This window comes from Marinobacter santoriniensis NKSG1, assembly GCF_000347775.1.
In the GTDB taxonomy this organism is placed as follows: domain Bacteria; phylum Pseudomonadota; class Gammaproteobacteria; order Pseudomonadales; family Oleiphilaceae; genus Marinobacter; species Marinobacter santoriniensis.
In genome coordinates, this window is the sequence record NZ_APAT01000013.1 from 80,231 (window position 1) to 98,036 (window position 17,806).

The 17,806-nt window shown below is 57.3% G+C and carries 17 protein-coding genes and 3 tRNA genes; 9 read left to right on the forward strand and 11 right to left on the reverse strand.

What is annotated here, in order from left to right; translation table 11 throughout:
* Nucleotides 1-5 precede the first annotated feature (5 nt).
* The 4 genes from csrA (at nt 6) to MSNKSG1_RS04205 (ending at nt 662) form a co-directional block, all read left to right on the forward strand.
* Complete coding sequence (gene csrA, locus MSNKSG1_RS04190) at nt 6-203, forward strand: carbon storage regulator CsrA (RefSeq protein ID WP_008938000.1); 198 nt, start codon at nt 6-8, stop codon at nt 201-203.
* Nucleotides 204-329: 126 nt separating this feature from the next.
* Nucleotides 330-419 (forward strand) — tRNA-Ser (locus MSNKSG1_RS04195).
* A gap of 62 nt (nt 420-481) precedes the next feature.
* Nucleotides 482-558, forward strand: a tRNA-Arg gene (locus MSNKSG1_RS04200).
* 27 nt (nt 559-585) lie between these two features.
* Nucleotides 586-662: transfer RNA gene (locus MSNKSG1_RS04205), tRNA-Arg, on the forward strand.
* Between the two features lie 317 nt (nt 663-979).
* Here the strand turns inward: MSNKSG1_RS04205 and MSNKSG1_RS04210 are convergent.
* Nucleotides 980-1,480 carry a CHRD domain-containing protein gene (locus MSNKSG1_RS04210; RefSeq protein ID WP_008938001.1) on the reverse strand — a complete coding sequence of 167 codons (501 nt, stop codon included), beginning with the start codon at nt 1,478-1,480 and terminating at the stop codon, nt 980-982.
* 228 nt (nt 1,481-1,708) lie between these two features.
* Between MSNKSG1_RS04210 and MSNKSG1_RS04215 the strand changes: the two genes are divergently transcribed.
* The 5 genes from MSNKSG1_RS04215 to MSNKSG1_RS04235 all read left to right on the forward strand — a co-directional run bounded on the left by MSNKSG1_RS04215 (nt 1,709) and on the right by MSNKSG1_RS04235 (nt 9,039).
* Nucleotides 1,709-4,315 carry a plasma-membrane proton-efflux P-type ATPase gene (locus tag MSNKSG1_RS04215; RefSeq protein WP_008938002.1) on the forward strand — a complete coding sequence of 869 codons (2,607 nt, stop codon included), beginning with the start codon at nt 1,709-1,711 and terminating at the stop codon, nt 4,313-4,315.
* 55 nt (nt 4,316-4,370) lie between these two features.
* Nucleotides 4,371-5,762, forward strand: a complete 1,392-nt coding sequence (locus MSNKSG1_RS04220) for an MBL fold metallo-hydrolase RNA specificity domain-containing protein (RefSeq protein WP_040886638.1) — start codon at nt 4,371-4,373, stop codon at nt 5,760-5,762.
* A gap of 18 nt (nt 5,763-5,780) precedes the next feature.
* Nucleotides 5,781-8,186, forward strand: coding sequence for a phosphoketolase family protein (locus MSNKSG1_RS04225; protein ID WP_008938004.1), 2,406 nt, complete (start codon nt 5,781-5,783; stop codon nt 8,184-8,186).
* Nucleotides 8,187-8,293: 107 nt separating this feature from the next.
* Nucleotides 8,294-8,485 (forward strand): hypothetical protein, encoded by a 192-nt coding sequence (locus tag MSNKSG1_RS04230; protein WP_008938005.1) that lies wholly within the window; start codon nt 8,294-8,296, stop codon nt 8,483-8,485.
* Nucleotides 8,486-8,532: 47 nt separating this feature from the next.
* Nucleotides 8,533-9,039: a BCAM0308 family protein gene (locus MSNKSG1_RS04235; RefSeq protein ID WP_008938006.1), complete on the forward strand. Its 507-nt coding sequence runs from the start codon at nt 8,533-8,535 to the stop codon at nt 9,037-9,039.
* A 10-nt stretch (nt 9,040-9,049) separates the two neighbouring features.
* Here the strand turns inward: MSNKSG1_RS04235 and MSNKSG1_RS04240 are convergent, their stop codons facing one another.
* The 10 genes from MSNKSG1_RS04240 to atpD form a co-directional block, all read right to left on the reverse strand.
* Nucleotides 9,050-10,906, reverse strand: coding sequence for a HAMP domain-containing methyl-accepting chemotaxis protein (locus MSNKSG1_RS04240; protein ID WP_008938007.1), 1,857 nt, complete (start codon nt 10,904-10,906; stop codon nt 9,050-9,052).
* Between the two features lie 219 nt (nt 10,907-11,125).
* Entirely contained in the window at nt 11,126-12,025 is a 900-nt protein-coding gene (locus tag MSNKSG1_RS04245; protein ID WP_008938008.1) for a F0F1 ATP synthase subunit gamma, read from the reverse strand.
* A gap of 13 nt (nt 12,026-12,038) precedes the next feature.
* Nucleotides 12,039-13,565 carry an alternate F1F0 ATPase, F1 subunit alpha gene (locus tag MSNKSG1_RS04250; protein ID WP_008938009.1) on the reverse strand — a complete coding sequence of 509 codons (1,527 nt, stop codon included), beginning with the start codon at nt 13,563-13,565 and terminating at the stop codon, nt 12,039-12,041.
* Nucleotides 13,555-14,322, reverse strand: coding sequence for a F0F1 ATP synthase subunit B family protein (locus tag MSNKSG1_RS04255; protein ID WP_008938010.1), 768 nt, complete (start codon nt 14,320-14,322; stop codon nt 13,555-13,557). The genes MSNKSG1_RS04250 and MSNKSG1_RS04255 overlap by 11 nt, the downstream gene beginning before the upstream one ends.
* Nucleotides 14,323-14,325: 3 nt before the next feature.
* Nucleotides 14,326-14,604 carry a F0F1 ATP synthase subunit C gene (locus tag MSNKSG1_RS04260; protein ID WP_008938011.1) on the reverse strand — a complete coding sequence of 93 codons (279 nt, stop codon included), beginning with the start codon at nt 14,602-14,604 and terminating at the stop codon, nt 14,326-14,328.
* A 12-nt stretch (nt 14,605-14,616) separates the two neighbouring features.
* A complete protein-coding gene (locus MSNKSG1_RS04265) occupies nt 14,617-15,330 on the reverse strand; it encodes a F0F1 ATP synthase subunit A (protein WP_008938012.1) in 714 nt (237 codons plus the stop codon).
* The gene (locus tag MSNKSG1_RS04270) at nt 15,327-15,638 is read right to left on the reverse strand and encodes an ATP synthase subunit I (protein WP_008938013.1); all 312 of its coding nucleotides are present in this window, start codon (nt 15,636-15,638) and stop codon (nt 15,327-15,329) included. The genes MSNKSG1_RS04265 and MSNKSG1_RS04270 overlap by 4 nt, the downstream gene beginning before the upstream one ends.
* The gene (locus tag MSNKSG1_RS04275) at nt 15,631-15,945 is read right to left on the reverse strand and encodes an AtpZ/AtpI family protein (RefSeq protein WP_008938014.1); all 315 of its coding nucleotides are present in this window, start codon (nt 15,943-15,945) and stop codon (nt 15,631-15,633) included. Before MSNKSG1_RS04275 ends, MSNKSG1_RS04270 begins: the two co-directional genes overlap by 8 nt.
* Complete coding sequence (locus tag MSNKSG1_RS04280; RefSeq protein WP_008938015.1) at nt 15,938-16,354, reverse strand: F0F1 ATP synthase subunit epsilon; 417 nt, start codon at nt 16,352-16,354, stop codon at nt 15,938-15,940. The genes MSNKSG1_RS04275 and MSNKSG1_RS04280 overlap by 8 nt, the downstream gene beginning before the upstream one ends.
* Nucleotides 16,344-17,753, reverse strand: a complete 1,410-nt coding sequence (atpD, locus tag MSNKSG1_RS04285) for a F0F1 ATP synthase subunit beta (protein ID WP_040886640.1) — start codon at nt 17,751-17,753, stop codon at nt 16,344-16,346. The genes MSNKSG1_RS04280 and atpD overlap by 11 nt, the downstream gene beginning before the upstream one ends.
* Between the last annotated feature and the right edge of the window lie 53 nt (nt 17,754-17,806).

Sequence of the window (17,806 nt, forward strand, 5' to 3'; positions counted from 1 at the left end):
GGGATATGTTGATTTTGACTCGCCGCGTTGGCGAAACCTTGATGATCGGTGATGAAATCACCGTCACCGTTCTGGGGGTGAAGGGAAACCAGGTACGTATTGGTGTGAACGCGCCCAAGGATGTGGCAGTACACCGTGAAGAAATCTACCAGCGGATTCAGTCCGAAAAAGGAACTGAAGAGCCGGAGCCGGGTAACCGGTAATCAGAAAAAAGCCGTTCAGGAAAAGCCCGAACGGCTTTTTTTATTCCCGGACAAATCGTCCCGGAAAAATCTTGTGTCAACCCTATGAAAACAGAAAAATTATGGTAGTATACGCCCCGTTCTCAAGGAGAGGTGGGTGAGTGGCTGAAACCAGTTCCCTGCTAAGGAACCGTACGAGCAATCGTACCGAGGGTTCGAATCCCTCCCTCTCCGCCATTTCCTTTTCCGGAAATGCAGGGAACCGTTGAGGTAGCACTCGACAGGCAAGTGATTGATGCGCGGCTGTAGCTCAGCTGGATAGAGTACCTGGCTACGAACCAGGCGGTCGGAGGTTCGAATCCTCCCAGCCGCGCCACTTCCCGACACTTGCAACCGATTTCAAGCGGCTGTAGCTCAGCTGGATAGAGTACCTGGCTACGAACCAGGCGGTCGGAGGTTCGAATCCTCCCAGCCGCGCCATATTAAAGTCAAAGCGCCTCAGTTTGTGTACCCCACAGGCTGAGGCGTTTTGCTATGTATTGCTGGGAGGATTTGAGCCGATACGAGGTTCGACCGCAGCGCACACTCGTGCGCGAAGGAACGCCGGAGCATAGCGACGGCGGCCCGCAGGGGAAGGGCCATAGGCCCGCCTAATCCTCCCAGCCGCGCCATATTAAAGTCAAAGCGCCTCAGTTTGTGTACCCCACAGGCTGAGGCGTTTTTTATTATTCGCACAGAAAAGCCCCGATCCGTTGCCGGACCGGGGCTTCATCGCTGCCGAGCTTTGCCTTTTTCTATTACATTTTCATGTCGTGTTTGCCGTGTAACTGACCGCGAACGGCACCTTCAGGGTGCTCCGGGTTGTGTACATTGATGTAAAAGTCGTCGGGATTCGCGAGAATCCGCTGCACAATGCCGGTCTCCCCGGTGGGAAACTTCCCTTTTTCACCTTCAGTCAGGCAATCCGCCGCATCACCATCCTCTGGGCCAGCCAGTACGGCAACGGGTGATCCATTCATGCCCTTCCTGGCTTCGTGGATATGCGCCGCCATCCCTTCCTTGACCGGAACGGTCTGAATATCCTCAACCTCAAGGACATAGCAAAGCGTTTTCGGATCACCATCAATACCGAACACGTAGGCTTTGCCCATTCCGTTCCCGTCGCCTTCGGTGCCTACCATCTGGTCTCCGTCGAGGTTCGCAGTCAGCACATGGTTGGTGTGTCCTGCATAGGACAGCGACGAGAATCCGAAAATACAGAAAGCGACAGCCAGTGATTTTGTGATTGTTCCATTCATTGCCTTTCTCCTGAACCCTATGTTCATTGTCATTTTTTGCGACAGGTCGCCTAGGGTATTCGGCGCAGCGCAGGAGAAAGTTGCACTTTGCATTAAAAAAATTTTGAGAAAGGTCAAAACGTGGACACGGAGTCGGTGGCTTACTACCTTTAGATGGGGATTTCGCCCACGCCCCCTGGTTCTTCCTGTCTTTGCTTCTTCATTCCTGGTACGAGGATTCCGACGTTCATGGAACGCACCAAAACCGATGATTATGCGGAGTTAACCCTGGACCAAACGCTGGAGCGCCTTGGTTCGGATGGCACCTCGGGATTGACCGATGCGGCGGTCCAGGAGCGGCTGGAAACCGTTGGCTTCAACGAAATTGTGGAGAAAGAAGAATCCGTCTGGCATCGGGTTTTCCGTCGGTTCTGGGGGCCCATCCCATGGATGATCGAGATCGCGGCAATACTGTCCGCGATGGTGGGTAAGTGGGAAGACTTCAGCATCATCCTCGTGATGCTTCTGGTAAATGCGTTTCTGGATTTCTTCCAGGAGCACCGCGCCCTGAACGCCCTCAAAGCGCTCAAGAAGGGACTGGCCGGAAAGGTGCCGGTGCTGCGGGATGGTGAATACCGTTCGGTGCCGGTTCGCGAACTGGTGCCAGGGGACATTATACGTCTCAAGATTGGTAGCGTGGTTCCGGCCGATGTCCAGCTCCTGCGAGGGGACTATCTTCTGGTGGACCAGGCCGCACTGACCGGAGAGTCGCTTCCTGTCAGCAAAAAAGCCCAGGAAGTGGCCTACGCCAATACCATCGTCAAGCAGGGCGAGATGGAGGCGGTGGTGGTCAACACCGGCATGCACACCAATTTCTCTAACGTCGTGTCACTCGTGGCCAGGGCTGGTATCAAGGAGCGCAGCCATTTCCAGAAGATGGTGATGCAGATCGGTAATTTCCTGATCCTGATTTCTCTGGCGCTGGTGTTGCTGATCGTTATGGTCTCCCTGTTCAGGCATGAGCCGCTGCTGGAGATCGCCCGCTTTGCGCTGGTTCTGACCGTGGCAGCCATTCCGGTTGCATTGCCTGCGGTATTGTCGGTCACCCTGGCTGTGGGTGCTGTGAATCTGGCCCGACGTAAAGCGATTGTGTCCCATCTCACCGCAATCGAAGAGTTGGCGGGGGTGGACGTATTCTGTTCGGACAAAACCGGGACGCTCACGCAAAATCAGATGCAGGTGAAGGATCCCGTGGCATTCAGCGGCTTTACGGAGCAGGAGCTGTTTGTATTTGCGGCACTGGCTTCCCGACGGGAAAACCAGGACCCCATCGAGTCTCCCATTTTTCAGTGGCTCGAGGAGCACGGCAACGAATCCGACTGGCGCGCCTGGAACCAGGCGTCGTTCACGCCGTTCGACCCCATCAGCAAGCGCACAGAAGCCACCGTTGAAAAGGACGGCGAACAGTTCGTTGTAACCAAGGGTGCTACCCAGGTGTTGCTGGGGATGACGGAACTGGATGACGCGAAGACCCGGGAAATCAATCAACGGGTCGACGAACTCGCTGCCAAGGGCTATCGGACGCTTGCGGTAGGGCGGCGGCAGGGAGAGGCCCCCCTGGAGCTTCTGGGCCTGATTCCGCTCTACGATCCGCCGCGTGATGATTCGAAAGACGTCATTGCTGAAATGGAGAATTACGGGGTTCAGGTCAAGATGGTCACTGGCGACAATCTGGCCATTGCCCGTGAAATTGGTGGACTGCTCGGGCTCCAGCAGCGCACGATTCGCTCGTCCCAGCTCTCTGGTGCCGCCAGCAACGAGTTGCTGGAACTCGCAGAAGTGCTTGCCCGGGTGATCTATCAGAGGCTGAAAGGGGATGTGGCCGCGAAAGAAGCCCGGAGGTTTGCCAGTGAAGTGATGGACGAGGTGGGGAAGCTGTATGACACCCGGGTTCTCGAGCGGGAATTTATCCATACCCATGAGTCCGCCATTATCGAAATGATCGAGGAAGTGGATATCTTTGCGGAGGTGGTGCCGGAAGATAAGTACCGCATTATTGATACGCTCCAGAAAGGCGATCACATCGTGGCCATGACCGGCGATGGCGTTAATGACGCACCGGCCCTGAAAAAGGCCGATTGCGGGTTTGCTGTCTCCAATGCCACAGATGCAGCCCGGGCTGCGGCCGATATCATTCTGACCGCCCCCGGGCTTTCGGTGATCAACGACGCGTTGCGGCAGGCCAGGATCACCTTTGCAAGGATGAAGAGTTACGCCACGTTCCGCATTGCGGAGACGATACGGATCATTCTGTTCATGACCCTGTCCATCATTGTCTTCAATTTCTATCCGATCACGGCGTTGATGATCATCCTGCTGGCGCTGCTCAACGACATTCCCATCCTGGCCATTGCCTATGACAACACGCGCGTCCATCAAAAGCCTGTGCGGTGGAACATGCGTGAACTGCTTACGGTATCCATGGTCCTGGGCGTTTTCGGTGTTCTGGCTTCATTCCTGCTGTTTTTTATCCTGCGGGAGCAGGGATTCTCGGATGATGTCATTCGCAGCATGCTCTTTCTCAAGTTGATAGTCGCCGGACACAGTACGCTTTACGTTACCCGCTCGGAGGGATGGTTCTGGGAGCGCCCCCTGCCGGCACCTTTGCTGTTGGTTGCTACCTTTGGAACTGAAATTCTGGGGACGTTCATCGCGGTCTACGGCATATTCATTGCCCCCATCGGCTGGACCTATGCGCTGGCGATCTGGGGCTATGCCCTGGTGTGGTTTCTGGTCAATGATGCGGTCAAGGTATTCACCTACCGGATGCTGCGGCGAGAGGGTGCGTTGGCGTAGGCCAGCGATAGTCATCGGGCTTGCCTGAGCAAAATTCAAAACAAGGGAATTATCCATGAAGATTTCTTTTCACGGTGCTGATCTTGGTGTGACGGGGTCGTGTCACCTAGTGCAATGTGGCGATACACGGATACTGATTGACTGTGGTATGTACCAGGGCGGACATGATCTCGAGGAGGAAAATCAGGCGCCGCTGGGCTTCGATCCCTCCACCATCGACTATTTGCTGCTGACCCACGCCCATCTGGACCACTGCGGCCGGATTCCGTTGCTGTTCAACCGGGGCTTTCGTGGTGAGATCATCACCACCTCGGCGAGTCGGGAGCTGGCCAAACTGGTGATGCTGGACAGTGCCCACCTGCAGGAAGAGGAAGCTGAATGGCAGGCACGTAAAAATGCCCGTCACGGCAAGAAAGGGAAGAAAATCAAACCGCTTTATACGGTTCTGGATACCCTGAACAGCCTGGATCATTTTGGGCGGACGGCAAACTATGACCAGGCCCTGACACTGGATGGCGGGATCAAGGCCACATTTTATGATGCCGGACACATTCTCGGTTCAGCGTCAGTGTTGCTGGAGCTTGAGGAAGATGGAATCTCGCGGAGAGTCCTTTTCTCAGGGGACCTGGGCTACAAGGATCGTATAATCCTGCGGGATCCGGCGCCGCCTTCGCCGGTGGACGTCGTGGTCATGGAGACTACCTACGGGGACCGGCTACACAAGAGTCTCCAGCCGTCTATTGAGGAGTTGTACCAGGCGATCAACGATACCTTCAAGCGCGGCGGCAACGTCATCATTCCCACGTTCGCCCTGGAGCGCGCCCAGGAGATTCTTTACTACCTCCGGGAGGGTATCCAGAATGGCGCGTTGTCCAGCTCGATGCAGGTTTTCCTGGATTCGCCGATGGCTATTTCCGCCACAGAGATCTTCCGTCGTCACCCGGAATGCTACGACGAGAAGGCCTGTGAGCTTTTTGGTAACGGGGATGATCCGTTTGATTTCCCGGGCCTTCATTTTACCCGTCAGACCGCCGAATCGATGGCTTTGAACCGTATTGGCGGCGGTGCTGTGATACTCGCCGGATCCGGCATGTGTACGGGTGGGCGGGTAAGGCATCACCTGAAACACAATCTCTGGCGGGAAGACAGCAGCGTGATATTCGTAGGGTATGCGGCACAGGGAACACCGGCCAGGCGTATTGTCGATGGTGCGAGCGAGATCCGGATATTCGGCGAAGACATCCAGGTGCGTGCCAGAATCCATACCATCGGTGGGTTCTCTGCCCATGCTGACCGGGATGAGTTGCTGGCGTGGCATCAGAAACTCGGCAACCCCGAGCTGACTTTCCTGGTGCACGGCGAGGAAGACGCGATGAACAGCTTTGCCGGTCAACTGAGTGATACCAAAGTGATCATGCCGGGTCTGCATGACGAGTTTTCCATCTAGGGCGGGGGGCAGGCGATCATGGCGGGATCCGAGACGAAGGCCGGGAATGCTTCCCATCCACTCACAGATGACGAACTGGTGCGGATGGATGCCTACTGGCGCGCAGCCAACTATCTCTCTATCGGCCAGATCTATCTTCTCGATAACCCGCTGCTGGAAGAGCCTCTGAAGCTTTCCCACACCAAGCCCCGTTTGTTGGGACACTGGGGCACCGCGCCGGGTCTGAATCTCATCTATGTTCATCTGAACCGGGTCATCAAGGCCCGGGATCTGAACATGATCTACATAACCGGCCCGGGCCATGGTGCCCCCGGGATCCTTGCGAATACCTACCTGGAGGGCACCTATTCCGAGATCTATCCCAGTGTCAGTGCGGACCGGAAGGGCATGACCAGACTGTTCCGGCAGTTCTCATTTCCGGGTGGCATTCCCAGCCACACCGCGCCGGAAACGCCTGGGTCTATTCACGAGGGCGGAGAACTGGGGTACTCGCTGAGCCATGCCTTCGGCGCCGCGTTCGATAATCCTGATCTGATCGTGGCCTGCGTGGTCGGTGACGGAGAAGCCGAGATCGGGCCGGCGGCGACGGCCTGGCACTCCAACAAATTCCTGAATCCGGCCAGCGACGGAGCGGTGCTCCCCATCCTTCACCTGAACGGCTACAAGATTGCCAACCCGACGGTTCTGGCCCGAATTGGTGACCGGGAGCTGCTCAGCCTGTTTGCCGGCTATGGTTACGAGCCGCTACTGGTGGATGGACAGGATCCGCTGGTCGTTCATCAGGCCATGGCGCAGAAGGTTGACTATGCACTCGACCGCATTCGAACGATTCAGGAAGACGCCCGTTCAGGGCGTGCATCAGCCCGTCCAACCTGGCCCATGATCATTCTTCGGACACCCAAAGGCTGGACCTGTCCGCCGGAAGTCGATGGTCTGAAGCTGGAAGGTTATTGGCGGGCTCATCAGGTGCCCTTTGCCGAGTTGGCGAGCAAGCCGGAGCATCTGAAGCTGCTTGAACAATGGATGAAGAGTTACCGGCCCGGGGAGTTGTTTGATCATAACGGAAGCCTCAAGCCTGAGCTGGCGGAACTGGCACCGAAGGGTTTGCGACGAATGGGAGCCAATCCTCACGCCAATGGCGGGCTCCTGATGAAGAACCTGCAGCTGCCGGATTACGCTGACTATGCGATGACCGTACCGCTGCCCGGGGCGGTGATGGGGGAAGCAACGCGTCGACTGGGGGATTTTTTACGGGATGTGATGATCGCTAACCGTGCCCAGGGGAATTTTCGCGTATTTGGTCCGGATGAAACCGTTTCCAATCGACTGGGCGCCATTCTGGAAGCAACGGATCGGACCTGGGAGGCGGAGCGTTTCGACTACGACGACCACCTGTCGCCCGATGGTCGGGTGATGGAAATACTCTCCGAACACACCTGTCAGGGGTGGTTGGAGGGGTATCTTCTGACCGGTCGCCATGGCTTCTTCTCCTGCTATGAGGCGTTCATCCACATCGTGGACTCCATGTTCAACCAGCACGCCAAGTGGCTGAAAGTGAGCAAAGAGATTCCCTGGCGCCGTCCAATCGCTTCGCTCAACATTCTGCTCACGTCCCATGTGTGGCGACAGGACCATAACGGCTTTTCCCACCAGGATCCGGGGTTTATCGATCATGTGGTCAACAAAAAGGCGAGCATTGTCCGCGTATACCTGCCGCCGGACGCCAATTCGTTGCTCTATATTGCAGACCAGTGCCTGCGCAGTCGGGATAAGGTCAACGTTATCATCGCGGGCAAACAACCGAATCCGCAGTGGCTGGATATGGATGCGGCCATCAATCATTGCCGGGCCGGTATCGGCATCTGGGAATGGGCCAGCAACGACCAGGGAAGTGAGCCCGATGTCGTCATGGCCTGTGCCGGCGATGTACCGACCATAGAAACCCTGGCGGCGGTGGAAATCCTTGATGAGCACCTTCCGGATCTGAAGGTCAGGGTAATCAATGTGGTCGACCTGATGACACTTCAGCCCAGGGAGGAACATCCGGTCGGATTATCGACCCGGGATTTCGACACCCTGTTCACCACAGACCGGCCGATCATATTCGCGTTTCACGGCTACCCCTGGCTGATTCACCGGCTGTGCTATCGGCGTACCAATCATGACAATCTTCATGTGCGCGGTTACAAGGAAGAGGGCACAACCACTACCCCATTCGACATGGCGGTTCTGAATGACCTTGACCGTTTCCATCTGGTGATGGATGTGGTTGACCGGGTTCCGTCGTTGGGCGCCAGCGGAGCCTATCTCAAACAGCGAATGAGGGACCGGCTCACCGAGCACAAGCGCTACATAGAGCGCGTGGGGCAGGACATGCCGGATATCCGGGACTGGAAATGGGCGGGACGTCAGAAAACGTCGTAATGCCGGGGTTGCGCCAAATCAACTTTGTCTGTTCAAAATTTGCACACCTGGAGTCTCGCTGCCTATTCTGAAGGATGCCAGTAACATTCCGCCAAGGAGGCTCCGCGATGAACAAAACCCTTAATGGATCCTACGACAATCATGATCAGGCCAAGAACGCCTGGGACGATCTGATCGCGACCGGAATACCCAGGGATAATATCTACATTGACGAGGATGCCCGCACGGTCAAGGTTATTGTGCCGGCCGAAGCGGAACGGGAGGTCCGGGAAATTTTTGACCGGCACAAGCTCCATTAAACGGAGACTGCGCGGGTGAGACATCCGAATGTCAGAGGAGCAGCGAGATGAGTACGGGAAATGATCCCGGTTCCGGCGGCGATCGTCATGACCGTCTGATAAAGGAAGAGATTCACGATCCCTACCAGGCCAGGGGTAAGCTGTCTGAACCCACGGTCTGTCCGGGATGCGGTGCCATTTTTCACAAGGGCCGGTGGCAATGGAAAGTGGACTACATCGGGGACGCTGACGAAGTGATGTGTCCGGCCTGTGAGCGGATTGAGGACAATATGCCGGCGGGCATACTTACGCTAAGCGGTGCCTTTCTCGATGGTCACAAGGAAGAAATTCTGAGGCTGGTTCAGCACAAGGTAGAAGACGAGAAGGCCGGGCACCCTCTAAAGCGACTGATGGCCATTGAGGACGGACCGGATGGCGAAGTGGTGCTGACGTTCACCGATATGCACCTGCCCAGGGGCACCGGACAGGCGATCGAACGGGCCTACGATGGCAATCTCGATATCCAGTACACCAAGGAATCCAATTTGGTCCGGGTGTACTGGCGCCGTGATTGACTTGCGATCGTCACAGACGGAATCGTGAAACCAGTTTCTGGAGTTCGCTGCCCAGCGCCGCGAGCTCTGAACTGGAGCCGGCTGTCTCGTTCGCCGATGTAGCGGACTGCTCCGTCACATCCCGTATCCGGGTGACATTGTGATTGATTTCCTCGGCGACTGATGTCTGTTGTTCCGAGGCCGTTGCGATCTGGTTGTTGTACTGCTGGATTTCCTCCACGGCGCGAGTGATGCGTGCGATGGTGTCACCGGTGGCTGACGCCCGCGTCAGGGTATCCGATGCCAGGTTCGCACTGGATTCCATCGCCGAAACGGAATTGCCTGCGCTGCTCTGAAGTGACGTCACCAGAGTTTCGATTTCCTGGGCCGATGTCTGGGTTCGCTGGGCAAGGGACCTTACTTCGTCCGCTACCACCGCAAAGCCGCGCCCCTGTTCACCGGCTCGCGCTGCCTCAATGGCGGCATTCAGTGCCAGAAGGTTGGTCTGTTCCGCCACGGATTTGATCACATCCAGCACGGTTCCGATGTTGGAGGTTTCCCGCTGCAGTCCCTGGATGGTTTCCATGCTTTGATTGACTTCCTGGGTCAGCCGGTTCACCCGGTCGACGGTATCTTTGACTTCCCGCTCACCATCGGTGGCCTGGGAAGCTGCTTCCGACGCAACGTTGAAGGCCTGCTCCGCGTTCCGGGCGATGTCGGCAGAGGTTGCCGTCATCTCATTCATTGCAGTAGCCACCTGATCGGTTTCCTGCTTTTGTCGGTCAATGCCGCTGCTGGTCCGGGCGGTGACTCTTGAGAGCTGTTCGGCGGAGGACGCGATGTTGGTCGCACCTGTTTCGATGCTCCGGATCAGCTCCCGCAGCCCCACCACCATGGTTGACAGTGCGGCCATCAGTTTGCCGATTTCGTCGGTTCTCCGGTTGTCGATGCTAACCGACAGGTTGCCGGATGCCACTTCCGATGCAATGGAGACCGCCTGATTAATGGGGGCGGTGATCGCGCGGATGATGAGGTAGGCCATTGCGGCCCCCAGTAACAATGCCAGAGCCGTCGTACCGAAAATCAGGAGCGTTGCTTCACTGCGTTCGGAGGCCATCATTTCGACCTGGTTTTCTCTCAGGCGGTTGGCGGAGCCGATCGCGCCTGTCACCGTATCCACCATCTGATTGGAAAGTTCCTCACCGGACTGGAACAGGCCGACGACCGTCTTGAATTCGTTGATGTAATCGTCGATGGCTTTGGTGACTTTTGCCTTGTCCTCGGCGGAAAGGGCGGCGGATTTGAGGGGTTCCTTGATTCGTTCCGAATCTCCCTCGAAGGCCTTAACGCTGTCCTGATCGTGCTCGACCAGGAATTTCCGTTCGGATCGGCGAAGATCTCCGAACATGGCCGATGCGAAGAACAGCGAACTGTGCGCTTTGAGGGACGACTCGGCAATCCGCGCCTTGGTTTCCAGGCGACCCAGTGCCGCCTCCCGATCCGAGAGGTTGGTTTTTACCTCACCCAGGAGGGTCTGATACTGGTGGACGTTTTTCTCGATACCGTCCAATGTGTCGAGATCTTCGGTGACCGACAGTAAGGGCTCGATCTGGCCGGTTACGGCAAGCACCGCGTCACCCTTTGCCTGCGCTTTCTTGACCGCGTCGGCTTCGCTGGTCAGCAGGAAGTTCTTCTCTTCGACCCTGGCTTCGATCAGCCTCGTGTTCACCTGTCCGAGCATTGCAACGATGTTCGACCGGGTGCTGTAGCTTTCCAGTGCCCGATTACCGACAACGCCAACCACGATGGTCAGCACCAGCAACACCGCAAACCCACCTGCGAGCTTGGAGCGAATGGTCAAATTGTTGAGGAGGTTTGGAAGACTCATGGTGCGCCCTTGATTTCCTTGAACAAAACCGATGCTGACGTGCCAGGGAGTTGAAACAGTTCAACCATATGTCCTGATACGAAAAGCGGCATTCTGTTTATTGTTGATGCCCTTATTAAGGCCTGAATTTGTGAAAAATTCCAGTGGTTTAAGGTAACAGATGATTTCCTGTCGTTCGCAAAGTGACACGGTACGAAAAAATAAAGCAGGAAAATAAAATCAAATTGTGTGGTCTGTCGACCCGGTTGTCTCGAATCCCGAAATCAGGTCGAGGAGCTCCGATGTGATGATCGACTGCCGGACCCGGCGGAAATTCATGGTGACATCCTCCAGCCGCTCGTCCAGCGCCCGCTCTGCCGACTGCATGGCAACAAGCCGACTGGCATGTTCGCTCGCCTGGGATCCCGCACAGGCACGGAACAGCAGCACAAAGAGATATTGATCGAGCAGTCGCTGGAACAGGATCTGCCGGTCCATGGTGTAGGTCGGGAGCGAACGGGAGGGCCAGCGCTCTTCCTCCAGGCGATGAAACCTCTGGAGATTCACCGGAAGCAGTTCAACGCCGATCGGATGATACCCCGACCGTTTCAGTGGATGGTTGTAGAACAGGTAGACGTAGTGAACATTCCCTGTTTCGCGCCATTCATCGATCGTGATCAGGATGCGTTCGACCAGGCCGGTGATCTGGGCGGCGGAACCGGGTACCGGCATCACCTCACCAACGCGCTCTCCCGCGTCCTCGAGATTTTCGGCGACACGAGTGCCGATCGCGAGAATCTGTCGATGGGTACCTTCTGCGGGAATGGCCCCCATCCGTTCCGTGGCATACCGGGCGATGTCTTCGTTGAATCGACCGCACAGGCCGTGATCAGAACCAAAAATGATGGCGCCCAGCCGGTGTGCCGTTCCGGGGCGTGGGGGATTGAACCCGGCTGGATCATAATCTTTGAGCACAATGTGCAACCCCATCTCGATGGTCCGGTAGTAGCCGTCGAGAGCGCCGACGGCCTGATCGTACTGATGGATGTTGGCGGCTGAGAGGGCCTTCATGGTCTTCACAATGCCTCGAAGATCCTCGAGGTTGTCCATTTTATTGTGCAGGTATTCCAGCGTTTCCATGGTATTGGTCCGATCAGGAGGTCAGGGCGGTCAGGCTGGTGGATATATCGTCAAGGATCCGTTGTGACTGTTCTTTGTCCAGGGGCTTGCCGCTATCGATGTGGGCGCAGAGCTCGGGCAGCCTTTCAAGCAACCCGCGGCGGATCAATTCTTCCGCGTCGGCCAGTTCCTCCAGGGGCAGGCTGTCGAAAAGGCCCGCATTCACTGCCGTGAGAATGCCCACCTGCTCGCTGGTCCGAAGGGGGCGATGCTCACTCTGTTTGAGAATTTCCCGAACGCGTCGGCCCCGTTCAATGGTGTCTCTGGTTTCCGGGTCCAGTCGCGTTGAGAATCGGGCGAAGGTTTCCAGTTCCTCGAATTGGGAATAGGCGAGGCGAAGGTCGCTGGCAACGGTCCGGAGCGCCGGATGCTGGGTTTTTCCGCCCACCCTGGAGACGGACTTGCCGATGTTGATGGCGGGCAGCAAACCTTTCTGGAACAGCGTCGGGGAGAGGTAGATCTGCCCATCGGTAATCGAAATGAGATTGGTGGGGATGTAGGCCGAAATGTCCTGGGCCTGGGTCTCGATGATGGGCAGTGCTGTCAGGGAGCCACCACCATACTCGGTGCGCATGTGGGTGCTGCGTTCAAGCAGACGCGAGTGGATGTAGAAAATGTCGCCGGGATAAGCTTCCCTCCCGGGTGGGCGGCGCAGGAGCAGGGACAGTTCCCGGTAGGCGCGGGCGTGGCGGGTCAGATCGTCATAGACAATGAGCACATCGCGCCCCTGTTCCATGAAATATTCGGCCATGGTTGTGGCCGCATAGGGGGTAATGTATCTGAGCCCGGCCGGGTCCTCGTCAGAGGCAACGACGACAATGGTATGGTCAAGTGCATCGTGCTGGCGAAGCGTTTCGATCACCTTCGCAACGGATGTGCCGCGTTGACCAACGGCACAATAAACGCAGATAACGCCCTTGTCCCGCTGATTGATAATGGTATCAATGGCGATGGACGTCTTGCCCGTCTGGCGGTCGCCGAGAATCAGCTCCCGTTGCCCCCGACCTATGGGAATCAGGGCGTCGATCGGTTTCAGTCCGGTTTCCAGCGGGACCGTAACCGGCGCGCGTTCAATGATTTCCGGTGCTGTCCGTTCGATGGGCCGGCGTTCGTGCACCTCCAGCGGTTTGCCACCATCAAGCACTTTTCCTGTTGCGTCTACAATCCGGCCGAGCAGGCCATCGCCTACCGGTGTGTCGGTCTCCCGGCCTGTGGCGGTCACTCGGACGCCGGCGCCCTGCTGTTCGTTTTCACCGAGGAGAATGACACCGACCTCGTCAGGTTCCAGATTGATTGCGACGCCCAATACGCCCCCGGGGAACGCCACCAGCTCTTCCGAGGAAATGCTGGCCAGTCCCTGAACGCGCGCAATACCGCCGCCAACCTGAAGGACCGTGCCCGTTTCCTGACAGATCAACGCTGGCTGCCTATGGACCAGTTCCTGCCGGACCCTCGACATGGTATCTGACAGCATCCGGTTCAGTGCGCCATCATGTTCCATCGGATGCTGCCTCTACCGGTTCGAAAGCCTTCTCTATGCGAGTCGTCAATTCATTCAGGTAGTCGGACAGGTTCCAGGCAATCCGGAGTCCCCCGCCGATCAGTTCGATGCCGCAGATGAGATCCGCGTTGCTCGCATAGTCGACGGCCACAGTGGGGCCGACCTGTTCGTGAATTGCCCGGGTCAGGGCGCTGCGGACAGGAGGACTGAGCTCAAAAGCGCTGGTAACGACGATGGCGTCTTTCGAGTCCCGAAGGGCATCCCTGAGTTCCTGTTGGAGATGATGGATCCGGCGCGCGAGGGCGTGAGCCATTTTTTCTTCCAGCGCTTCGTCCGCAAGGTCCCGCAGCGCATTTCGGGCGATTGACTCGACCACCTCAAGCGTCTGTGTTCGCAATCCATCAATGAAGGCGGACTTCTCTTCGGACACTTCGCGCATCCAGTTAGTCCGGGCCTGAGCCGTTTCCTCACGCGCTTCGTCAAGCAACTGGCTTCGGGTCTGTCTTGCCGATTGACGGGCCTCTTCGAGCAGTTCCTCGCGCTTCGTCTCCAGCTCGGCAATCCTGTCCTGGTAAGTCTTCCGTTCGTTTTCAGCAAGCTGTTCACGCTGTTCTGCGTCATCAACCCGGTCCCGTATGGTTTGTTCCCGCCGGTCCATGGCGCGAATGACCGGTTGGTAGAGAAAACGTTTAAGCAACCAGACCAGTACAAGAAAGTTAACGACCTGTGCGGAGACCGTTATCCAGTCAATGTCCATGAATCACCCTCCCGCCGCAGCGGTCACATGATTCCAGAAGGGGTTGGCGAAGATCAGGATCATGGCCACGACAAAACAATAGATCGCCGTAGACTCGATCATGGCCAGGCCGACGAACAGGGTTCGGGTGATGGTGGCAGATTCGTCAGGCTGCTGGGCAATGGCACTGAGGGCCTGTGCGACCGCCCGTGCCTCTCCGAAGGCGGGGCCAAGGGACCCGATCGCAATCGTCAGGCCTGCGGTAATGACTGACACCATGCCAATGATCGAGATGCTGTCCATAGAGTAACTCCTTCAGCGTTCCTGGGAGGGGGGGGATGTCTTTGTGTTCTTTTTTCCGGGCTCCTGGGCCGAGGTTGCCGAAGCGATGTAGACCATGGCCAGAACGGCGAAAATGTAGGCCTGGATCATGCCGGTCAGAAGCCCCAGCAGCTGCATGACGATGGGAAAAAAATAGGGTGTCAGGCTCAGGAGGATGGCGACGATAACGGTCCCGCTCATGATGTTGCCATACAGGCGAACGGCCAGCGCAACGGTTCGGGAAAGCTCCCCGATAATGTTGAACGGCAGCATCAGAGGCGTCGGCTGAATGTAATGCCGCAGATAACGCCCGGCTCCCCGATTGGCTATGCCAAAAACGGGGACCGCAATAAACACGCAGATTGCCAGGGCTGCCGTGGTCGAAAGTGAGCCTGTAGGTGCCTGGTAGCCCGGGACGATATTGAGAAGATTGGCGGTAGCAATGAACAGGAACAGTGTGCCTACAAAGGGCAGGTAGGGGCCGGGGTTTTGCAGGCTTACCTGGGCGATCTGGTCCCTGATACCCGTTACCACGACTTCCAGCAGGTTTTGCAGACGCGACAGCCCCGGGCCTTCAGAAAGGTTCCGGGTGATCAGCCATGAGCCGACCGCCAGAAGCAGCATGACCAGCCAGGTGAAGACGATGGTTGCGTTAAGGGTAACGCCATTCCATTGCCAGTACACAATGCTGTCCGGAGAAATGGTCATGAGTCGACACCTCCATTCACCTCCTGCGGGCGCTGCAGACGCCTTGAGAGAAACAGTCTGGGCAGGGTGAAGCCGGCCACCGCAACGAGAATCTGATCCCAGCTTCCCATTTGTACGATGACATAGAACCCCGCTAGTGAGATTGCAAATCTCAGTATCAGGCTTGCGAACACCAGAAGTGCCGGGTGCCGCGTGGTGGGAAGCTTTTGCACCGTCAGCCAGAGCCCCCAGAGAAACGCCAGTCCGAGGACAGCGCCGCCGGCCAGATAGATGCCGTAATAGAGGATCAGGCCTGCTGCTTCAGTCACGATGACTCTCCTGTTTGATCCAGTACCAAGCGTTTGCGCAGCCCAGCGCGAGGCCGATGAACAGCAGGGTTAGAGTCCAGGACACCTCGCCGGGCCAGCGCCCATCGGCCCAGACCCCCACCGCGATTCCGATCAGGGTCGGTATGGCAACCGACCAGCCCACCAGACCAAACATGCCCAGACCAAACCAGGCCGGCCCGGGTTTCTGTTCACGGGCCTGTTGCTTGCGCTGAGCCCGGCGACCGATTTTCCGACCCAGGCGATCCGGGTCCTGGTCAGAGCCGTGGTGGCGCGGGAAGTTATCCATGGGGCTCCTCCAGATTCAGGAATCCCCGGAGAGTACTGGCCTCGAGGCGTGCCAGAGCCGATCTGGCCTTGCGTTCATGCTCATCCATAACGGTGAAGCGCTCATCAATCAGGGCCTGGAGTGTGTCGATATGCGTTCCGGCGATACCCTGGAACGCCGAAATCGAAACATCCGGGCCGCATTTCACGAGGATGCCGCGATCAATCGCCGCAAAGCGTTCCTCGCCATCTTCGGTGATGAAGCTCAGAATGCCGGGCACCAGCGCGGCCACAAAGTCGATGTGCCGGGGAAGTAGGCAGAACTCTCCGTTTTCTGCCTCGGCAATGATTTTGGTGACCGGTTGCTCGAGCAGGACTTCGGTCGGCAGGAGCAGTTTCAGGTTCATATGAGACGGTGAGTCAGTGCTCATGATCCGTCTCCCGGGCAGCGGCTTCCTCAATCGCTCCAATCATGTAGAGGGCTTTTTCACTGACGTTCTCGAATTCCCCCTGCAGAATCCGCTCACAACCCTCGATCGTCTTATCCAGCGGCACCAGTCGGCCACCCTTGCCGGTGAATTGCCCGGTGGTGAAAAACGGTTGGGTCAGGAATCGTTCCAGTCGTCTCGCCTTGCTGACAGTGGCCTGATCCTCCCGCGACAGTTCTTCGAGCCCCAGCATGGCAATGATGTCCTTCAGTTCCTCGTATTCTGCCAGGGTACTGCGGACGGCCTGTGCCACCCGGTAGTGGCGGCGACCGACAATGGTAGGGGTGAGCATTTTCGAAGCCGTCGACAGTGGGTCGATGGCAGGATACAGACCCTGGCTGGCCCGCTTCCGGGACAGGACGATGGACGCTGTCAGGTGCGAGAAGATATGTGTGGCAGAGGGGTCGGTGAGGTCATCGGCCGGCACGTAAACGGCCTGGACGGATGTGATACTGGCGCTTTTTGAACTACAGATGCGCTCCTCAAGCTGCGCCAACTCGGTGGCCAGTGTTGGCTGGTACCCGACCCTTGAAGGAATCCGGCCCAGGAGTCCGGAGACCTCCATGCCGGACTGGACGAAGCGAAAGACATTGTCGATCAAAAGCAGGACATCCCGTTTCTGGATGTCGCGAAAATGCTCGGCCACCGTTAATGCGGCGTGACCAACGCGAAATCGGGCACCCGGGGGTTCGTTCATCTGGCCGTAGATCAGTACGGCTTTTTCCAGAACCCCGGATTCCTGCATGGAGCTGTACATTTCCTCGGCCTCGCGCATGCGCTCCCCGATGCCGCAAAACAGGCTGACGCCCTCGTAACGCTCGGCCATGTTATTGATCAGTTCATTGATCAGAACGGTTTTGCCAACGCCCGCGCCGCCAAACATGCCGGATTTTCCGCCGCGTTCAATAGGGGCGAGCAGATCGATGGCCTTGATGCCGGTTTCAAAGATTTCGGTGCTGGTGGTGCGCTCGGAGAGCGGAAGGACAGGACGATGGATGGGCCAGTGCTGCGATGTTTCAATGGGTGCACCCCCATCGACCGGTTTGCCAAAGACATTGATCATGCGGCCCAGTAGTGACGGGCCGACCGGTACCTGCAATCCGGTGCCGGTCTGCTGAACCGGCATGCCTCTGGCCAGGCGGCGGGTGGGGGTGAGGGCAATGCATCGGACGGTGGCTTTGTCGAGGTGTGTCTGCACCTCAAGGACGACACTTCCTCCCTTTCCCGAGTGCAGTTCGGTATGTCTCGGCGGCAAGTTGGTGGTGAAACGCACGTCCACCACATTGCCGCGCACAGCCGCGATCGTTCCTGTTGATGCTGAGGGTTGCGGTTGATTATTCACGCCAGACAATCCGATCGATCAAGCCAAATACTGCGAAATAGGTGCGACATGGT